This window comes from Pseudomonas sp. GW821-FHT07F05 (genome assembly GCF_059418765.1).
Window position 1 is genome coordinate 116,040 of record NZ_JBWKQL010000007.1, and the last position, 18,234, is coordinate 134,273.

Genomic DNA, 18,234 nt, shown 5'->3' on the forward strand with positions numbered 1-18,234 from the left:
AGCGCCCACCTCAGGCAAACTCGCAGGTCACGGCGGCTTCAGCATCAAGCGTTGCGTGCACAGAGGTGAGACGCTGGCCTGCGGCCATGGCGTCGAGCAGCCGGTCAGCCACCCGGGGCAGAACGTGAAGCTCCAGCAAGTGGTCGATCAGACGTGCGCCACTGTCGCCTTGGCTGCAGCGTTCAGCCAGTTGATCGACCAGCGCCTCGGAAAAGGTGAACGTCAGCTGGCGACGGTTCAAGCGCTCGCCCAGACTGCGCAATTTGATCTCGATCAGCTCACGCAGCACCGACCCGCTCACCGGGTAGTACGGGACGACGCGCATGCGTGCGAGCAGCGCCGGTTTGAAATGTTGCGCGAGAACCGGATGAATATGCTCCTCAAGCACCTGCGCGGAGGGACGCGCGCCGTCGGCGCAGAGGTGACTGATGAGGTCGCTTCCAAGGTTCGAGGTCATCAGGATGAGCGTATTGCGAAAGTTGATCTCCCGCCCTTCCCCGTCGTTGGCCACGCCCTTGTCGAAGATTTGATAGAACAGGTTCAGGACGTCTGGGTCAGCTTTTTCGACTTCATCGAGCAGCACCACGGAGTACGGCTTCTGCCGCACCGCTTCGGTGAGCATGCCACCTTCGCCGTAACCCACGTAGCCAGGCGGCGCGCCAATCAGACGCGAGACGGTGTGCTTCTCCTGAAACTCGGACATGTTGATGGTGGTGATGAACCGCTCGCCGCCGTAGAGCAAATCGGCGAGCGCCAGCGCGGTTTCAGTCTTGCCGACACCACTCGGCCCGACCAGCAGGAACACACCCACGGGTGCATCAGGTTTGTTCAGGCCGGCTGCATTAGCGCGCATCGAACGATCAAGAGCGTGGACCGCTTGCCCCTGACCGCGAATGCGGGTGCGCAGGTCAGTTGAAAAGCTGGCGATTCTGGCGTTGTGCTCTCGCGCCAATTGCGCCACGGGCACCCCGGTCCAGGCGCTAATCACTTCGGCGACAAGACGCGGGCAGACTTCAAAGCTCACCAGCCTTTCTTTGGCCTGGGCCTGGGTCAACGTCCTGTGAGTCTCGTGGAGGGCGGCTTGCAGGACTTCGATGCTGTGTGTGTCGTCGGCATCACGGGCCTGCGCCAGTTGCTGACGAAAGTCCAGCAGGCGCTCGGCCAATCCTTTCTGTTCCAACCAGAGCGTTTCGAGAGCGAGGCTTTCTTCATCCGCAGCGCGCAAACGGTTTTCCAATGCATCCAGTGCCGGATGATCGATGGGCAGACCGGCTTCGGCGTCACGACGCAGCGCCTGATGCTGGCGGCTGCCTTCGGCCAGTTCGCTGCGCAGACGCTCAAGGCATTGCGGCGCAGCGGCGAGGCTGATGCGAACGCGCGCGCACGCCGTGTCGAGTACATCGACGGCCTTGTCCGGCAACTGGCGCCCGGCGAGATAGCGAGCGGACAACTCCGCGGCCGCCACCACCGCATCGTCACGCAAATAGATGCCGTGGCTTCCCTCGTAGACGTGAGCGAGGCCCCGCAGAATGGTCACCGCCTCATCGACGGTCGGTTCGTGCAGCCGCACTGGCTGAAAGCGACGGGCCAGTGCCGGGTCCTTTTCGATGTATTTTTTGTACTCGGTCCAGGTGGTCGCCGCGATAGTGCGCAGTTCGCCGCGTGCCAGGGCAGGCTTGAGCAGGTTGGCCGCATCGGAACCCCCTGCATCACCGCCGGCGCCGACCAGGGTATGGGCCTCGTCGATGAATAGTATGATCGGGCTGGTCGACGCCTTGACCTCGTCGATCACGCCCTTGAGGCGCCGCTCGAACTCGCCTTTGACGCTGGCGCCGGCCTGTAACAGCCCCATGTCCAGCGAAAGCACTTCAACGCCCTTTATGGCCTGCGGCACTTCCCCCGCGACGATGCGCAACGCCAGCCCTTCAACGACAGCCGTCTTGCCGACACCTGCCTCCCCCACAAGGATCGGATTGTTTTTCCGTCGGCGAGCGAGAATATCCACCATTTGCCGAATGGCCTCGTCACGGCACAGCACCGGGTCAAGTTTGCCGTCTCGGGCCTGTTGGGTGAGGTTATGGGTAAAGCGCATCAGCAATGACTCGCCGGCCGTACCGTGTTTGCCCGAGTCGGAATGCTCCTTCTGCGACAAGGCGAATGCTTTCAGTCGCTCGGTATTCAGCCGGGCGAGTAATGCCTGATAGCGGCTGCCTGCGTAACGCTCGGGGTTGCGCAACAGCGCGAGCACCAACGCCCCTTGATCGACCAGGGTCTGACTCAATTCTAGGCTGGCGACCAGCAACGCATCCTGCAGCCACTGCACCAGTTCCGGCGCAAACACCGGGCTACGCGAGGCGCTGTCTTCCATCCGCGCCTGCAGCACCGCGCCGAGTTCACCGGCGTCTATATCGGCATCCTGGAGTGCGCGGGAAAGAAGGCCCTGCGGGCGTTCCAGCAAGCACAGCAACAGGTCTTCGACGAGGACCTTGCTGCCGCCCCTTCCCACACAGCGTCCGGCAGCGTGCTCCAGGTCGCGTCGGCTTTCGGGGTCGAGCGCCCGGATAAGTTGTTGCAGATTGACGTTAGTCATCGTTGGGCTGTCCTTAATGATTTGCTCCCCAGGGTCACCACGCCGTCCGCGCGTTCTCGGCCCAGCCAGCTGGTCCATCCCAGTCGACACGCGTTCTGTCCCGCCAGGCGCAGTTCGCGAATTTCTTCACGACGCAGCGCCAGGCGAACGTCGTAATCAAGCGGGTCACGCAGCGTGAATCGCACCAATGCGCACAGCGGTTGGTAACCCGCGCCGATCGGCAGGAACTCGTGAAAGCGCTGCCAGCCAAGCTCTCGGATATGAATACGGAACTTGCCACTGCGGTCCCGAACGTGTTCGCCGAGCACCAAATCCTCGCCTAGCTGGGTGTTGGCCCGGCCAAGGCTGTTGCGCTGCTCTTCGAGAATGTCCACGCGGCGCTCCATGCATTGCTCGATCGTCAGCTCTGCGTGTTTGAAGTAGTACCGCAGCACCGCCTCGATCAGTGCTGCCGAGTGAGCGCGCAGGCTGAGCAAACCCAAGTAAGGCAGCAGTCGCTTCCAGTTCAACTCCCGTGCGCTTCGAATCTCTTCGCTGCCCAGTCCGATCAGCGCGAACAACTGCGACGAAAACGGATCGATCGCGCCGCTTTCAAAACGGGCGTGGTAGCGGTATTTCTTCCAGATCGGCAGCATCAGCCGATGGAGGCGATGGTGGAAAAGATCGAGGAACTGGCGGGTCGGATTGCCCCCCTCACCGTCACCCAGGGCTTGCTCGCTATAGAACGCAGGCAAGGGTGATCCAGACCCGACAAGCCCCAGGAGGTTGAAGCGCAGGCGTGCACGCATCAGCCCGGATTCTTCAAAAAACTCCACGCGGTCCACATCGCTGCCCGGAAAGCCAAGGCTCGGGTTGGCCTGGAATTCCAGCTGGTCATACAAGTCGTCATCGCTCAGACGCGGGTGTGCAGTGCGCAGTCTGTCGATGACCAGCAACACGACCTGAAACAGCGAGTATTCGCGTATGCCGCGGGTCAGCCCGCTCAAAGCAGGGGCTGCAGGCCCATACGGGGTGTCCATTGGTATACCTCTCCTTGTGTGCTTTTTACGCGCAGCTCGTGATACGAATTGAGGCTGGCGTAAAGTGCAAAAAACTCGTTGAGAACGGAGGCGAACACAAACACGTCGCCCTCGCCGATATAGCCTTGCGGGTCGATGGTCAGCTCGGTGCGCAACCCGCGTACTGGCAGCCCTCTGTGCAGCCGGTCGACATGCTGGTGCCTGATCGACTTGAGTCCGCCCAGCAGGCGCTTGCTGACCTTTTCAGCATGCGGGTCGTAATAGCGCGGCAGGTCGTAGGTTTCGAGGATCACCTTCAAGGCGTTTACGTCCGCGAGGGACAGGTAGTTAAGCGACATATTGCTGATCAGCTTCCACAGGAAGTCTCGATTCAGCGGCGGCGCATAACTGGGTGTGGCCGGGGTGATATTGCGGAAGGTCAGAAACTCAGGTGTCTGTTCGCAGGCGATGCAGATGTCGCCAAGCTTGAGCCTGCGCGGCAGGTTCTGGTTGGTGCACATCATCTCGATCGACAACGTTTCAGAGGCTTCGGTGTGACGGATGCCGAAGCTCAGGTAGGTGTCGAGGCCGTCGTGCAACGACGATGAACGCTGACGGATGCTGTAATGCGGACGGCGGTTCGGCACATCGAAGCTGGGGTCATGCTCGAAGGATTCGAACGGCACGTAGGCCTCGTAACCCAGGCCACCGGGCGTCCAGCCAATCACCGACTCGATCGAAAACACGCCACAGTTTTCCATGGCGTAGAGCGCCGGCATCAACAGGTACTCGTCCTGTTTGCCCTCAAGGCGGATCGGCGTGGCATCGTGCTTGAACAGGTTCACGATGGGCGTGCAATGGAGCTTGACGTTGTCCAGTGTCGGTCGCAGGCGCTGGACCCCGCCTTTGCGAATGTCGAATCGCAACTCAAGCCCGCGTATTTGTTTGAGCGTGTCTTCCGCCAGCGCAGCGAGCAGCTCCAGGCCCTCCACGTCCACGAATAGAAACTTGTCCTGAAAGGCGAAGTATTCCTGCAGGTAGCGATAACCGCGGAAGGTGTTCAGCGGGTACGGAATCAGCGCCTCGTCTTCGGCAAACCCCACGGGCTGGATACGATCGCCAGGCATTCTGAATGCCATGGGCATGCCGTTGACGCCGGGTATAGGCTTGCCGTCTCCGTCCAAAGGCACCAGCTCGATGCTCTCCAGATTGCGCAGAAGGCTCAGATAGAGCGTCTGGCTGATGTAGCGCTCGCCCGCAAAATGCAGGCGCAAACGGCTCAGGTCCAACTCACCCAAATGGCCTTCGCCGCTCAGTTCCAGCCGCAAGCTCAACAGCGCGCCGTCGCCCTTGACCGAGTACGTCAGGTCTACCAGATCCAGCGCCTGGACATCGGTTGGGTAGCAGGTGCGAAAGCGGCACTGCACGCCATCGACCGGCAGGCTGTCCACCGGCGTATCCCGCTCCACCCTCAACGCAGGCCCTGCCAGCTTCAACGGGTCAAACTGGAGGATGCTGAAAGCCGGCAGCGGCTGCATGTAATTGGGCCACAGCAGCTGCATCAGCGAATGGCTGAGCTCGGGCAGCTCATCATCGAGCTTCTGCCGCAGGCGCCCCGTCAGAAACGCAAAACCCTCCAGCAACCGCTCTACATCCGGATCCCGCCCGGCCTGCCCCAGAAAAGGCGCCAATGCCGGGCTGCGCTCGGCGAATCGGCGGCCCAACTGGCGAAGCGCCGTGAGTTCGCTTTGGTAGTAGTGGTTAAAGGACATGGTGTTACCTTCGAGCGGAGCTGTTTGGTTCAAGGGTGGGCGTTGCGGGAAACCTGCCTGCTAGCCCTTATGTCATCAGGTAAAGCCACGTGCAGTGGCGTCCTGACATCAGCATTTCCTGTGATTGACCTGTACCTGACCGCCACCCTCCAGGCGTGCGGCGAACGAGACCTGACGCTTGAAACCCTCCACCTCCAGCAACCCTTCAATACTGAAGGCGAGCCGAAGCTGATCGTTGTCATGGGGCAGCGCGATGACCTGGACACTGCTCAGGCGTGGCTCGTAGGTTTCGATGAAGACCTCGATAGCGAGCCGCGCTTTCGTTAACGCGTCATGAAGGCTCAAGCGCATGTCATTGAGATCCGGCAGCCCGTAATCGGAAAGCGTTTGTACGCTGCCCGCCCGGGTGCTGAGCATCTTGGCAAGATGGGCAGCCACCGACGCCGTCGCAGCGTCTTCGCGGCTCCAGCCGACGCGCTTTTCTGCATCGCCACCCAGGCGTTCAAAGAGGCTGCCGTATCCAGTCATGTCTTCAAGCCCTTCACTCTTTGTCCAGCTTGCCCACCAGCGACAGGGTGAAGTCGGCGCCCATGTATTTGAAATGCGGGCGCACGTTCAGGCTGACGCGATACCAGCCGGGCTCGCCCTCTACGTCACTGACGGTGATCTGCGCGGCACGCAGAGGACGACGACCACGGACTTCGGCGCTTGGATTTTCCTGGTCGGCAACGTACTGACGTATCCACTTGTTCAGTTCCAGTTCGAGGTCGGTGCGTTCTTTCCAGGACCCCAGTTGCTCCCGTTGCAGAACTTTCAAATAGTGAGCAAGGCGGTTGACGAGCATCATGTACGGCAGCTGGGTGCCGAGTTTGTAGTTCAGCTCCGCGGCCTTGCCTTCCGCGCTGGTGCCGAAAAACTTCGGCTTTTGTACTGAGCTTGCGGAGAAGAACGCCGCGTTGTCCGAGCCCTTGCGCATGGTCAGGGAGATGAACCCCTCCTCCGCCAGCTCGTATTCACGCCGATCACTGACCAGTACCTCGGTAGGGATCTTGGTTTCGATTTCACCCATGCTTTCGAAGTGGTGCAGCGGTAAATCCTCGACTGCACCACCGCTCTGCGGGCCGATGATGTTCGGGCACCAGCGGAATTTGGCGAAGCTGTCGGTCAGCTTCGTACCGAAGGCGTACGCCGTGTTGCCCCACAGATAGTGCTCATGGCTATTGGCAACGGTTTCCTTGTAGACGAACGACTTGACCGGGTTCTCTTCCGGGTCGTACGGGTTGCGCAGCAGGAAGCGCGGCACCGTCAGGCCCACGTAACGAGCGTCTTCCGACTGACGGAAGCTCTGCCATTTGGCGAACTGCGGGCCCTCGAAATGATCCTTCAGATCTTTCAGGTCTGGCAGGCCGGTGAAGCTTTCCAGGCCAAAGAACCTGGGACCGGCGGCGGCAATGAACGGCGCGTGGGACATGCAGGCGACGCTGGAAACGTACTGCATCAGTTTCACGTCCGGCGAGCTTGGGGACATGAAGTAGTTGGCGATGATCGCCCCCACAGGCTGCCCACCGAACTGACCGTACTCGGCGGTGTAGATATGTTTGTAGAGGCCGGCCTGCATGACTTCGGGTGAATCTTCAAAATCTTCAAGCAGGTCCTCTTTGGACACGTTGAGGATTTCGATCTTGATGTTCTCGCGGAAGTCGGTCCGTTCGACCAGCAACTGCAACCCACGCCATGACGACTCCAGAGACTGGAAGGCCGGGTGGTGCAGAATTTCATCCATCTGGCGGCCGAGCTTGGCATCGATCTCGGCAATCATGCGGTCAACCATTGCCTTCTTGACCGGCTCACCCGCATTTTGCGGTTTGAGCAGCTCTTCGATAAACGCCGACACGCCGCGCTTGGCGATGCCATAGGCATCCTCATCTCGAGGCAAACGTGTTTCGGCGATGATGCTGTCGAGAATGCTGAACTCGCCGGACTCTCTGCTGTGCTGCTGCGATGGTGTAGTACTCATGGTGTTGGCTCCTTGGCGGGTGGACTCAGGTGTCCTGGGCGGCGGCATTCAAACCCAGCTCGCCGAGCACGCGACCGCGTGACTCGTCATCGGCGAGGACGCTTTCGATGGCCTTGCGGAAAGCAGGCGCGTTACCCAGCGGTCCTTTGAGCGCCACCAGGGCGTCGCGCAGTTCCATGAGTTTTTTCAGTTCGGGTACCTGGTCCACCAGCGAGGCGGGATTGAAGTCCTTCATCGATTTGACGTGCAGTTGCACCGCCAGCTCTTCATTGCCTTCATCCTCTTGCAGACGGTTTGGCACGCTCAGCGTGAGGCTCAGAGCCTGCTTGGCCAGTACCTCGTCGAACGTCATCTTGTCGATGCTGATCGGCTTGCGCTCTTCGACTTTTCGCTCGTCTTTGCGCAGGGTGTAATCACCGATTGCGAGCAGCTTCAGCGGCAGCTCAATCTCTTCCTGCGCACCACCCGTAGCGGGTTTGAACGTGACATTGATGCGTTCTTTGGGGGCTACCGATCCTTCTTTGGCCATGGCCGTTCTCCTGGTAATTAGGGCCCTTAGGCCTGTTCAAGTACGACTTCGAGGTCGAGGTGGCAGAGCCTGCGATAAACCTCTTCCTTGCGCTCCCGGGCCCCGGGAACCTGAGGAACCAATTCGAAACAGCTGTGCAAGAGCGCCAGCACTTCCAGCGCAAGATCAGGCTCCCAGGCATTGATGCCTGAGTCCTCCAGCGTCAAGTCGAGGGTTTCGAGTTGGGTCTTGGCGAGTTCGTATTTCCTGGCGGTGAAGCACAACCGCGCCAGGGCGAATTGCCAGAAAAATCGTGCACGCCCGCGCTGAGCGCTGTGCAGGCCTTGCTTGAGCAGCTGTACAGCAGCTTTGAGGCCTTTATCGCGCAACACCGAGACCGCGCTTTCCAGGGCGGCCTCCCAGGCTGGCTGGTTATCAGCGGTTTCGACTCTGCGAGGCGTACTGGCGGCCTGCAGCCGAGGCATGACGGTGGCACTGATCCAGGCGCGAGTCGCTGGATCCGCAAACGGCGTGCCGTCGTGAAAACGCAGCTCGATGACCTCCGGCAGCCGCTGAATCAAGAGCGCGAATTGAATTTCTACCTCGCGCATTGCCAGCTCGGCGTTCAGCGCGTGCAGACACTCCCAGGCCATTTGCTGGCCATCGAACCAGAACGGCGCCTTTGCCAGACTCGCCTCCAGCTCGACCAGCAGATCGGCGTAGTTGCCCTGATCGTATTGGTCTCGATAGCACTTGAGCTTGTCTGCCGGAAGCCCGCGCAGCGCTGTGATGTGCTCTGAGTTGCGCTCTGGCAATGCCTCGATTGGCAGCCACAGCAATGTTCGGTTGAGGCGCAACGCGCGCAGGTCGCTGGCTTTTTGCTTGAGCCACCAGGCACACAACGAGCGTGCGCTGTCCTGCTGAAGTCGCAGTGACTTGTGCGCGTCTTTCTCGCTGTCAATCAGCATCGGTGAGAGGAATGACGGTGCAGGAGGCGGCTTGGCTGGCGCGTCAGCGCCCCCAACGACACCGGCGTCGGGCAGGTTGTCAGTTACCCGTTGGGCCATATTTTTCAAACGCCGGGAGATCGGCAACAGCAAAGGTGCGTCGTCGCCCATGTGCTGGGTAAACACCGCATCAAGGTCTTCGAGGATCTCGACGAGGCGACTGAACAGCGGTAAATGCGCCTTGATTGCGACGTGATCAAAAAGCACGTGCTCAAGGCGGGGAAGCAGCCAGCCGATGGCTGCGGAGCGGGTGCGAATCTTGACGGGATGTACTTCAACCCAATGGCACACGCAAAGATGGTGAATAAGCCCTAGTCCTGCCAACAGCCCTTGGAAGGATTCGCGCTGATACAAGGCCCACGCAAGCCAGGCGGCGACGCGAAGATCTTTGGATTGGGTGCGAAGCAGGTGCTCACTTTGTTCACGCACCTTCTGCCAGTCGATCTGAACCGTTTCGTGCATGGATTGAGCTTTATTAACCTCGCTTTCCAGCGCCTCGTATTCGTTTGAAAAACGAACGTCTTCGCCCGCGAAGCTCTCTGTGGAGATAGAGGCTTGAGCACTTTCAAGATAATGATCGGACAGTGGAGTTGAATAAGACATTCGAGATCTTCAGTGTAAAACCGCGCCGATTTTAGACAATTAAATTGGCGGGCCTAACGGAATTAGAATAAGGACTAGTTGTGCGGCCGACATGTAACAAAACATCTACCCTTCAGAGGCCGGGAATAATACTCAGCGCGAATAACACTATCAAGCCCTCTATAAACGCGATAACCCCACTCATGTTGTAGGAAGTTTCTTCGAATATACGAGACTCAGGGTAACTTCTTTCATACATCTTCTTTCTCTCGTTGCTAAGGCGGCGGGAAATATCCTGTCCAGCGTTCAGGACCGGGAAATCGCGATCATGCAACAGCTGCAAGGGGGCGCGCGTTCTTCCTCAGACAGTCTGCAATCATCCGCGCCGAGCAATGGCATGAGGCCTCCATGCGCAAAAAACTGCGCACTTCTCCACCGATAAATCACTGAATGATACTGGCCAGCCCCTATAGAGCGGACCCTGCAGGTAAGTGAGCAAGAAGTTGCGCAGCACTGCGCAACTTCTTGCGCAGATTTACGCCACAAAGTCGTTCGATAGATGGCAGTGAACCGTTAAACGCCCACCAGACCGATGTTTAACATGAACCAACCCTTACTTGGCACGATGCTTGAAATAACACTTTTGCCCGCCAGGCAAATTCGCTGGCGGGTATTTTAATTTATGAGGCAAGGAGCATTTTCATGGCGACACCAGCATATATGTCCATCACAGGCACCAAACAGGGCCTGATCACCGCGGGCGCGTTCACCGCAGACTCGGTCGGCAACACGTTCCAGGAAGGTCATGAAGATCAGGTCATGGTGCAAGGGTTTCAACATGAAATGATCATTCCGCGCGACCCACAGTCAGGGCAGCCAACCGGTCAGCGTGTTCACAAGCCGGTCAAGATCACCAAAGTGTTCGACAAGTCTTCGCCCCTGTTGCTGGCAGCGTTGACCTCGGGCGAACGCCTGACCGAAATCACCATCCAGTGGTATCGCACCTCGGCAGCGGGCACACAGGAGCATTACTACACCACCAAACTCGAGGACGCGATTATCGTCGACATCAAGGACTACATGCATAACTGTCAGGACCCGTCGAATGCCCACTTCACCCATCTGGAAGACGTGGAGTTCACCTACCGCAAGATCACCTGGACCCACGAAGTCTGCGGCACTTCGGGCTCCGATGACTGGCGCTCCCCGGTTGTTGGCTAAGTTCAGCTGACCATCAAAATCCCGGCTGGTAATACTGGCCGGGATTTCTGAGCCTTTGCGGCGCGGGCTAGCGGATTTTGCGGCAGATGCGCTGTCCAACCCCATGTTCGTGGGATCTAGCAGCAAACTACTCCCGCGTCTTTTCAGCCCGCGACCGCTGTGCTTGCCTGGAGGCTCAATGAATCTGCACACGCCCCTGACCGATGACGCAGGCTCTGCGCCTCAGCAGGACTGGTTCTCACATGAGCACTACGCCCGGATCGGCGAGCTGATTGCCCGGCTCAACACCAGTGACACTCGGGAAAGCGTGTCGCGTTACCACGCCATGGCCGAGGGGTATTTGCTGGGACTGCTGGACAGCTATCACGTCAGCGTCGAGCATCACGACGCCGTACGCCAATACCTGCACAACCTCGCCATTGCGCGGTTGAAGGCGGTCAAACCGAAGCTGCGCAAGTAACCATGCGCCGCTCAGCCAATGATGATCGTGCCGGCCGCAATGACCACGCACGCAAGGATCTTGCGCACGGTCAGCGACTCGCCCAAAAACAGATACCCGAGCAAGGCGGCAAACAGCACGCTGGTTTCACGCAGAGCCGACACCGCTCCCATGGGCGCAAGGGTCATCGCATAAATGACGATGCCGTAAGCGAGCAGCGACACCACACCTCCGCCCAACGAGGCGACCAAACCGGGCCGGACCGTCAATAGACTGCGTGCGTCCCGCAGACAGATATAAGTGATCGGCATCATTACGCCCCACAGGGCGCACATCCAGGCGGTGTACGCCATCGGCGCGCCGGACAGACGCCCGCCGATGCCGTCCGTCACGCTATAGGCCGCGATGAAACACCCGGTGCCCAGCGCATAAGGGAGGCTGGTCATGTCCAGTTTCCGGCCCTTGAACGCATGAGAAATAATCCCCGCTGACACCAGTGCGATGCCGATCATCGCGCCGGTCTCGACCACCTCCCCCGCAAATATCGACGCACACAGCGTGATCAGCACCGGCGATGAACCCCGTGAGATCGGATAGGTTTGCCCGAGGTCGCCGCTGCGGTAAGTACGTACCAGAAACAGGTTGTAGCCGATATGCAGCAGCGCCGAGAGCACCGCGTAAGGCCAGCTCTCCGGCGCCGGGGCGTCCATGAACAGCGCCCCGGCAATGCTGACGATGGCCACCGCCACGCACATGACGGTCATCGACCAGAGTTTGTCGCCACCGCCGCGCAGCAAGGCATTCCAGCTGGCGTGCAGCAACGCGGCGAAGAGGATTAGCAGGATGATGTGAGTAGGCATGCCCGATAGTAGTCAGTCGACGCCGGGAAACAAAAGCGACGTTTCTTCATCCAGCCATGAGCAAATACTCATGCCTCAGCCGTAGGTCTTCCCCGCCGCTGTCGACTCATCGAGCAGCCAATCGCGAAAACTGGCCACGTGTGGCTGGGTTTCGACCCCTTTCGGGCAAACGAAGTAGTAGGCCACCGGTGAGGGAAACGGCACGTCGAACAGCCTGATCAAACTGCCGTCGCGCACCTCTTTTTCCACATGCCCACTGCGAACGAGGGCGATGCCCTGCCCTAACAAAGCCGCTTCCACAGTCATGTTGGTGTCGGGAAAACGCACGCTTTCCTTCAGCGAAGTCACGCCCAGGCCGATGTTCTGGAACCAGACTTCCCATTTTGGCACCAGATCCGAACCGTCCCTGGCGAGCAGCGGATAGCGCAACAACTCGGCCGGCTCCCGGGGCATGCCGAAGCGCTTGAGCAAGTCAGGGCTCGCCACGGGAAAAATGTGTTCCCTGAACAGAAACTCCGAGTGCAGCGCGGGGTAGTTACCGCCACCCAGACGGATCGCGACGTCGGGATCGCCGCTGGCAAACTTGATGGCGGTGTCGGTGCTGTCCAGCGTGACGAGGATTTCCGGGTGCAACTGGGACAGATTGGGCAAGCGCGGCAACAGCCATTTCAGCGCATAGGAATAGGTCGTGCTGACCTTGAGCCTGACGCGGCCGTTCTCTTCACGAAGGTCCGCAAGCGTGGCCTCCAGGTTCATGAAAAACGTCCGCACGATCGGCGCCAGGGCCGCACCCGCCGGCGTCAGGCTCAACGTCTTGCCGCGCTGAAACAGCTGCACGCCCCAGATGTCTTCCAGATGTTTTAATTGGTGACTGACCGCACTTTGGGTAACGTGCAGCTCCTCGGACGCGGAGGTAAACGTCCCGTGACGGGTGGCGACTTCGAAGGCGCGCAAGGTGGCGGTGGGTGGCAGATCTCTCATCTCATCAGGCCTCAGGGGCGTGAACGAAGCCGCACACACCATGAATGATGGCTCATGGTAGAACATTATGCAGATTGACAGAGGGAACGACTCACTTATGACCGGACAGATCATTTACAGCGTGAAAGGCGAGAGCGACGAACTCAAGGCGGCGGTCGCCAGCGCTCAGGCCACCTTCAAGTTCTTCTGGCGCGAGCTGTCTTGGGAGGCACGCAGAATCGTCAAAAGCCTGGACATTGCGGCGGTCAAAATGTCTTTCGTGCTGGACGCCGACGACCCCGACATCCCTGCCGTCGAAAACATGTGGGTCACCGACATCGAGTTTGACGGGGAGTCCATCAGCGGTGTGCTGAAAAATGAACCTCGCTGGTTCACCTCACTGAAGGCGTCCGACCCGGTGACGCTGCCGCTGGCGGCCCTCAACGACTGGATGTACGTCCGCGGCGGGCATGTCTACGGCGGCTTCACGGTCGATGCGCTGCGCAGCGGGATGTCCACCGAGGAGCGCGACGCCCATGACCGGGCCTGGGGCCTGGATTTCGGAAAAGCCGGCAGCGTTGAAGTGGTGCCCGCTGAAGAAGGCCAGACGCCGCGACTGCTGTCCCGGAATCTGGACCGTGCGCAAGATCGACAGACCCTCGCCGCCCTGGAACGTAGCGAGCACCCGATGGCGCTGAACATGCGCGACCAGGTCGAAGAAGGATTGCGCCAGCATCCGGAAGTGATCCGGGAACCGGACGCCGGCGGATGGCTGCTCCTGCACCGCGAAGTGCTGGCGGGCAATGACACGGTGGTTCGTGCACTGCTGCGCCACGGTGCAGATCCGCTCACATCCAACTGCAACGGCCAGACCTCGCTGGCGCTGGCACGCGCCGCAGGATGGCCCCGAATCGTGGATCTGCTTGAGGGAAAGGACACCGACTACCAGGGTCCGGTCGAGTCCGGAGGTTTTCCTGTCTGGCCAATCGGCCTGGCGCTGATTGCGGCGGCGCTCGCATGGCTTTATTACTTGGTGATCGAACCCGTACGCGCGGCGGCCGCCGGTCTTAGCAACCAGATCCCGGGCCCGATCAACTATGCGGCTGCGTTGCTGATACTCGGTTTCGGCTTGGCGGGCATGGGCCCCTGGTACTACCGATTGCGCCTGCGCACCCCGAAAGCGGGAAGCAGCCGCGTGCTGGATCTGGTGGCGATGATCGGCGTCATGGGGCTTGGCCTTGTGCTGCATGATTATTTAGGCAGCTACCTCATCAGTCATCGGTAGTGACGTGGCGCGACCGACACCTAAAAAACCATACCGCCTGTGACATCGAGCGGAGCCCTACCCACGTCTCACGGAAGCTGCGCGCGTTCATTGATTTCATGAAAGCTCGATTGAACGCCTGAGCAGGCTGCACGCCCTTTCTACGGGTCCGGGTCTGGCCGGGATATAGGACCGGCTTCAGCCGGGAAGGCGTCAGGTGCCACACCGCATCCGCCCTGCTCCCCTTTGAGGCTCTTCATCACCGAGCGCCCCACTGCGGAGCAATGCTGTACAGACCACTGCCAGCGAAGGCCATCAATACGGGCGGTATTTACTTGGCACGCTTATTTCATGGTCAAAATAAACGGCAAGCCGGACCCCGGTCCTTAAGTCTCGTCCACATACGCGCCTCGAATGCGCCAGGTATCGAAGCCTGATCGACCCCTACCGGTTGATCGGGCTTTTTTTATGGATGCTGTCCATGCCGAACTTTTTGACTCCCGACCTGCGTCCCACCGTTCACGTCGGCTTCCTGCTCTCGACCGAAGGCACCTACCGGCGCATGGGCCGCAGTGCCTTGCTCGGTTTGCAGGACGCGCTGGCCGAAGTCAACGCCGACACCCGGCGCCGCGTGCAACTGGAGGCCATTTGCGTGGACCCCCAAGGCGATCCGGCCGCCTACAGCAGTGGCGTCGCGCAGCTGCTGGGTGCGGGCGTCCGGCACATCTTCGGCACCACGCTGTCGGCGAGCCGCAAGGAAATCATCCCGGACCTGGACCAGCACGGTGCGCTGCTCTGGTATTCGAGCCCGTACGAAGGCTACGAAAGCAGCGAGAACGTGTTGTACCTCGGCGGATGCCCGAACCAGACGCTGTTGCCGTTGCTGCGCTACGCCCTGAGCCAGTTCGGTCGGCGGGCGTTTCTGCTCGGCTCCAACTACGTCTGGGGCTGGGAAAGCAACCGCATTGCCCGGGAAGTGCTGGAAGCCAACGGCGCCGAAGTGCTCGGGGAAAAGTACTGGCACCTGGGCGCGACTGGCTTCGACACGCTGATCGAAGGGCTCATTCAGGACTCACCGGCCTTCGTGCTCAACAACCTGGTGGGGGAATCGTCCTACGGGTTTCTGCAGCAACTGGATCGGGCCTGCGAGCGCCAAGGCCTGCGCCTGCCGGTGCTCAGCTGCAACCTGACCGAAGCGGAGCTCGATGGGGTCGGCCCGATGCAGGCGCTGCGGCTGCTGTCCTGCGGGCCGTTTTTTGAAACGCTGAACCCCGCGTTTTGCGAGGGTCAGCAACGCCATGGCCCGCGCACCTGCTCGCATTATTACACCAGCGCTTACACGGCGTTGAGGGTGTTCGCCGACGCTTTGCACGCCAGCGAGGATGCATCGCCCAAGGCGATTTGCGAGCACCTTTACAGCCACCCGGTTGCCAGCGTGCTCGGCACCGTCAGTCTGTCGGCGCGCAACCATCACAGCGCCCTTGCCAGTCATATTGCCGAACTGCGCGGGGGTCGCTTTGAAGTGGTGCAGTCGGCGCCTCACCCCATTGCCGCCGACCCTTATCTCACTGTTACGGATGTACACGCCGATGGGGTCGGCCGACACGCCACCCCGGCACCGCGCTTGAGGATCGTCAAATGAACACACGCGCCTTTCCTGCTTTCGACCAGGGTCACTTGCTGCTGATCGACTGCGATGAACGCAGTCAGGCCAATCTGGGCAAGAGCCTTCAACGCCTGGGTATCCACTCGCAAGCACTGGATCACGATGGACCGTGTGACACCCAAGGCTGTTTCGCGGCGATCCTTGAAATCGAACATTTCGCCAGCCCCCTCGCCGTTGAGGCGCTGAATGCGGCCAGCATTCCCATCGTTGCGCTGACGGCCCACGAAACCCTGTCGCAGATCCAGCGCGCGCTGCAGCTTGGCGCCACGGCATTGCTCAACAAACCCATCAGCCAGGGCTCGGTGTACACCACGCTAATGATGGCGGTGGGATTGCGCGAGCGGCAGCGCGCCGATGCCGAACGGCTCAACGATTTGCAACAGCGCCTGGCACTGCGTCCGCTCATGGCCCAGGCCCTGGCGCGCTTGATGGTGACCCAGCGCATCAACGAGGCGACGGCTTACGAGCGTTTGCGCAGTCTGTCGATGCAGCTCAACCGGCCGATCGAAACGCTGTGCGTCGACCTCCTCGCGGCGCGGGACGAGGACCGCGCATGAACACCCTCAAGGCCCTCTTGCGTCGACCGGCCGTGGCGGTTTCGCTGCTGTTTATCGTCACCGTGGTGCTGCTCGCGGCGCTGGCCCCGTGGATAAGCCCCTTCGACCCGGACGAGCAATTCGTCGAAGGCCTGACCCTGGAAGGCGCACCGATGGCCCCGGCGACGCCGTACTGGATGGGCACCGACCTGCTCGGCCGGGACCTGCTGTCGCGGTTGATTTTCGGCGCGCGCACCTCGCTGTTCATTGGCGTGCTGGCCAACGGGCTGGCGGTGCTGATCGGCACACTGGTGGGCCTGACCGCAGGCTTTGTGCGCGGCTGGCTCGGCAGCGCGTTGATGCGCCTGACCGATCTGATGATGGCCTTCCCCGCCCTGCTGCTGGCGATTGCCCTGTCGGCGATTTTCCAGCCCAGCGTGTGGATCGTTGCCATGGTCATTGCGATGGTCAACTGGGTGCAGATCGCCCGGGTGATCTATGCCGAAACCGTGGCCCTGAGTGCGCGTGATTTCGTCGCCGTGGAGCGCACCCTCGGCGCCAGTTCCCTGCGCATCCTGTTCTCCCATCTGTTGCCCCATCTGCTGCCGACCATTCTGGTGTGGGCGACGCTGGGCATTTCCACCACCGTTTTGCTGGAAGCCACCTTGTCGTACCTGGGCGTGGGCGTGCAGCCACCGACGCCGAGCTGGGGCAACATCATTTTCGAGAGCCAGACGTACTTCACCTCCGCGCCTTGGCTGGTATTCATTCCGGGCGCGGCGATCATCCTCTTGTCTCTGGCGTTCAACCTGGTCGGCGACGCCCTGCGCGACGAACTCGACCCCACACTCAAGGGGCGTCGCTGATGCTGCCGTTCATTTGCCGCCGGGTCGGTTACGCGCTGCTGATTCTGCTCGGCGTGACCTTCATCACCTACCTGTTGCTGTTCCTGCTGCCTGCCGACCCGGCGCGGCAGATCGCCGGGCGCAGCGCAACCCCTGAAGTGGTCGCGGCGATTCGGGCGCAACTGGGGCTGGACCTGCCCTTCTATCAGCAATACCTGAGTTACCTGGGCAACCTGCTCCACGGCGACCTTGGACGCTCCTACATCCAGCGCACCGCCGTGAGTGAACTGATCGGCGCGCGACTGCGGCCTTCGCTGGAACTCATGGCCGCAGGCATCGGCTTCGAGCTGTTGATCGGCATCAGCCTGGGCATGCTCGCGGCGCTCAAACGCGACAGCTTCGCCGACAAGCTGCTCATGGCGTTTTCCTTCGTCGGCGTGTCGGCGCCGCAATTCATCGCCGCCATGCTGTTCCTGTACTTCTTCGCCGTGCAACTGGGCTGGTTCCCGCTGGGGGGCTATGGCGGCGCCAGCCATTTGATGCTGCCGGCGCTGACCCTCGGGCTGCTCGGCAGCGGCTGGTATTCGCGCATGGTCCGCTCGTCGATGATCGAAGTGCTGCATCAGGATTTCATCCGCACGGCACGGGCCAAGGGCCTGAGCCGGGCGCGGATCGTGTTCGTGCACGTGCTGCCCAACGCGATCGTGCCGGTGATCCCGATGATCGGCATCGACATCGGCGTGTTCATGGGGGGGCTGGTGGTGGTCGAGTCGGTGTTCGGCTGGCCGGGCATCGGTCAGCTCGCCTGGCAGTCGATCCAGCAAGTCGACATCCCGGTCATCGTCGGCGTCACCACGCTGTCGGCGGTGGCCATCGTGCTGGGCAACCTGCTGGCGGATCTGGTGATCCCCCTGGTGGACCCGCGCATCGACATCAAGCAGCACTGAATCCATCAACACAACGGGGCAC

At 60.7% G+C, this 18,234-nt stretch carries 16 protein-coding genes; 7 read left to right on the forward strand and 9 right to left on the reverse strand.

Annotated features, from left to right (window positions below):
* Positions 1 to 10 precede the first annotated feature (10 nt).
* The 7 genes from tssH to tssA form a co-directional block, all read right to left on the reverse strand.
* A complete protein-coding gene (gene tssH, locus AC07RO_RS16200; RefSeq protein ID WP_495086544.1) occupies positions 11 to 2,590 on the reverse strand; it encodes a type VI secretion system ATPase TssH in 2,580 nt (859 codons plus the stop codon).
* Complete coding sequence (gene tssG / locus AC07RO_RS16205; RefSeq protein WP_495086545.1) at positions 2,587 to 3,609, reverse strand: type VI secretion system baseplate subunit TssG; 1,023 nt, start codon at positions 3,607 to 3,609, stop codon at positions 2,587 to 2,589. The genes tssH and tssG overlap by 4 nt, the downstream gene beginning before the upstream one ends.
* Complete coding sequence (tssF, locus tag AC07RO_RS16210; protein ID WP_495086546.1) at positions 3,573 to 5,360, reverse strand: type VI secretion system baseplate subunit TssF; 1,788 nt, start codon at positions 5,358 to 5,360, stop codon at positions 3,573 to 3,575. Before tssF ends, tssG begins: the two co-directional genes overlap by 37 nt.
* 108 nt (positions 5,361 to 5,468) lie before the next feature.
* Positions 5,469 to 5,888, reverse strand: coding sequence for a type VI secretion system baseplate subunit TssE (gene tssE / locus AC07RO_RS16215; protein WP_495086547.1), 420 nt, complete (start codon positions 5,886 to 5,888; stop codon positions 5,469 to 5,471).
* Positions 5,889 to 5,901: 13 nt separating this feature from the next.
* Entirely contained in the window at positions 5,902 to 7,377 is a 1,476-nt protein-coding gene (gene tssC, locus AC07RO_RS16220; protein ID WP_495086548.1) for a type VI secretion system contractile sheath large subunit, read from the reverse strand.
* Between the two features lie 25 nt (positions 7,378 to 7,402).
* Positions 7,403 to 7,906, reverse strand: a complete 504-nt coding sequence (gene tssB, locus AC07RO_RS16225; RefSeq protein ID WP_192172600.1) for a type VI secretion system contractile sheath small subunit — start codon at positions 7,904 to 7,906, stop codon at positions 7,403 to 7,405.
* A 26-nt stretch (positions 7,907 to 7,932) separates the two neighbouring features.
* Positions 7,933 to 9,495, reverse strand: coding sequence for a type VI secretion system protein TssA (gene tssA / locus AC07RO_RS16230; protein ID WP_495086549.1), 1,563 nt, complete (start codon positions 9,493 to 9,495; stop codon positions 7,933 to 7,935).
* A gap of 681 nt (positions 9,496 to 10,176) precedes the next feature.
* Between tssA and AC07RO_RS16235 the strand changes: the two genes are divergently transcribed.
* Both AC07RO_RS16235 and AC07RO_RS16240 read left to right on the forward strand, forming a co-directional pair.
* The gene (locus AC07RO_RS16235) at positions 10,177 to 10,695 is read left to right on the forward strand and encodes an Hcp family type VI secretion system effector (protein ID WP_192172598.1); all 519 of its coding nucleotides are present in this window, start codon (positions 10,177 to 10,179) and stop codon (positions 10,693 to 10,695) included.
* Between the two features lie 178 nt (positions 10,696 to 10,873).
* Complete coding sequence (locus tag AC07RO_RS16240; protein WP_192172597.1) at positions 10,874 to 11,155, forward strand: hypothetical protein; 282 nt, start codon at positions 10,874 to 10,876, stop codon at positions 11,153 to 11,155.
* Positions 11,156 to 11,166: 11 nt separating this feature from the next.
* On the opposite strand, the gene AC07RO_RS16245 is transcribed toward AC07RO_RS16240, so the two are convergent.
* Complete coding sequence (locus tag AC07RO_RS16245) at positions 11,167 to 11,994, reverse strand: EamA family transporter (protein WP_495086550.1); 828 nt, start codon at positions 11,992 to 11,994, stop codon at positions 11,167 to 11,169.
* A 75-nt stretch (positions 11,995 to 12,069) separates the two neighbouring features.
* Positions 12,070 to 12,975, reverse strand: coding sequence for a transcriptional regulator GcvA (gene gcvA / locus AC07RO_RS16250; protein WP_282368395.1), 906 nt, complete (start codon positions 12,973 to 12,975; stop codon positions 12,070 to 12,072).
* Between the two features lie 97 nt (positions 12,976 to 13,072).
* Between gcvA and AC07RO_RS16255 the strand changes: the two genes are divergently transcribed.
* The 5 genes from AC07RO_RS16255 to AC07RO_RS16275 all read left to right on the forward strand — a co-directional run bounded on the left by AC07RO_RS16255 (position 13,073) and on the right by AC07RO_RS16275 (position 18,212).
* On the forward strand, positions 13,073 to 14,239 hold the full coding sequence (locus AC07RO_RS16255) for a YegJ family protein (protein ID WP_495086551.1): 1,167 nt from the start codon (positions 13,073 to 13,075) through the stop codon (positions 14,237 to 14,239).
* A 460-nt stretch (positions 14,240 to 14,699) separates the two neighbouring features.
* Positions 14,700 to 15,860, forward strand: coding sequence for a transporter substrate-binding protein (locus AC07RO_RS16260; RefSeq protein ID WP_495086552.1), 1,161 nt, complete (start codon positions 14,700 to 14,702; stop codon positions 15,858 to 15,860).
* Positions 15,857 to 16,441 carry an ANTAR domain-containing response regulator gene (locus tag AC07RO_RS16265; protein WP_192172588.1) on the forward strand — a complete coding sequence of 195 codons (585 nt, stop codon included), beginning with the start codon at positions 15,857 to 15,859 and terminating at the stop codon, positions 16,439 to 16,441. Before AC07RO_RS16260 ends, AC07RO_RS16265 begins: the two co-directional genes overlap by 4 nt.
* Positions 16,438 to 17,286 (forward strand): ABC transporter permease, encoded by an 849-nt coding sequence (locus AC07RO_RS16270; RefSeq protein ID WP_192172587.1) that lies wholly within the window; start codon positions 16,438 to 16,440, stop codon positions 17,284 to 17,286. The genes AC07RO_RS16265 and AC07RO_RS16270 overlap by 4 nt, the downstream gene beginning before the upstream one ends.
* The gene (locus AC07RO_RS16275) at positions 17,286 to 18,212 is read left to right on the forward strand and encodes an ABC transporter permease (protein WP_065988863.1); all 927 of its coding nucleotides are present in this window, start codon (positions 17,286 to 17,288) and stop codon (positions 18,210 to 18,212) included. The genes AC07RO_RS16270 and AC07RO_RS16275 overlap by 1 nt, the downstream gene beginning before the upstream one ends.
* The last annotated feature ends 22 nt before the right edge of the window (positions 18,213 to 18,234 follow it).

What these genes read in the sequence shown, in the direction of transcription:
- tssH (WP_495086544.1), bottom strand. Translation starts at nt 2,590, where the DNA reads ATGACTAACGTCAATCTGCAACAACTTATCCGGGCGCTCGACCCCGAA.
- tssG (WP_495086545.1), bottom strand. Translation starts at nt 3,609, where the DNA reads ATGGACACCCCGTATGGGCCTGCAGCCCCTGCTTTGAGCGGGCTGACC.
- tssF (WP_495086546.1), bottom strand. Translation starts at nt 5,360, where the DNA reads ATGTCCTTTAACCACTACTACCAAAGCGAACTCACGGCGCTTCGCCAG.
- tssE (WP_495086547.1), bottom strand. Translation starts at nt 5,888, where the DNA reads ATGACTGGATACGGCAGCCTCTTTGAACGCCTGGGTGGCGATGCAGAA.
- tssC (WP_495086548.1), bottom strand. Translation starts at nt 7,377, where the DNA reads ATGAGTACTACACCATCGCAGCAGCACAGCAGAGAGTCCGGCGAGTTC.
- tssB (WP_192172600.1), bottom strand. Translation starts at nt 7,906, where the DNA reads ATGGCCAAAGAAGGATCGGTAGCCCCCAAAGAACGCATCAATGTCACG.
- tssA (WP_495086549.1), bottom strand. Translation starts at nt 9,495, where the DNA reads ATGTCTTATTCAACTCCACTGTCCGATCATTATCTTGAAAGTGCTCAA.
- AC07RO_RS16235 (WP_192172598.1), top strand. Translation starts at nt 10,177, where the DNA reads ATGGCGACACCAGCATATATGTCCATCACAGGCACCAAACAGGGCCTG.
- AC07RO_RS16240 (WP_192172597.1), top strand. Translation starts at nt 10,874, where the DNA reads ATGAATCTGCACACGCCCCTGACCGATGACGCAGGCTCTGCGCCTCAG.
- AC07RO_RS16245 (WP_495086550.1), bottom strand. Translation starts at nt 11,994, where the DNA reads ATGCCTACTCACATCATCCTGCTAATCCTCTTCGCCGCGTTGCTGCAC.
- gcvA (WP_282368395.1), bottom strand. Translation starts at nt 12,975, where the DNA reads ATGAGAGATCTGCCACCCACCGCCACCTTGCGCGCCTTCGAAGTCGCC.
- AC07RO_RS16255 (WP_495086551.1), top strand. Translation starts at nt 13,073, where the DNA reads ATGACCGGACAGATCATTTACAGCGTGAAAGGCGAGAGCGACGAACTC.
- AC07RO_RS16260 (WP_495086552.1), top strand. Translation starts at nt 14,700, where the DNA reads ATGCCGAACTTTTTGACTCCCGACCTGCGTCCCACCGTTCACGTCGGC.
- AC07RO_RS16265 (WP_192172588.1), top strand. Translation starts at nt 15,857, where the DNA reads ATGAACACACGCGCCTTTCCTGCTTTCGACCAGGGTCACTTGCTGCTG.
- AC07RO_RS16270 (WP_192172587.1), top strand. Translation starts at nt 16,438, where the DNA reads ATGAACACCCTCAAGGCCCTCTTGCGTCGACCGGCCGTGGCGGTTTCG.
- AC07RO_RS16275 (WP_065988863.1), top strand. Translation starts at nt 17,286, where the DNA reads ATGCTGCCGTTCATTTGCCGCCGGGTCGGTTACGCGCTGCTGATTCTG.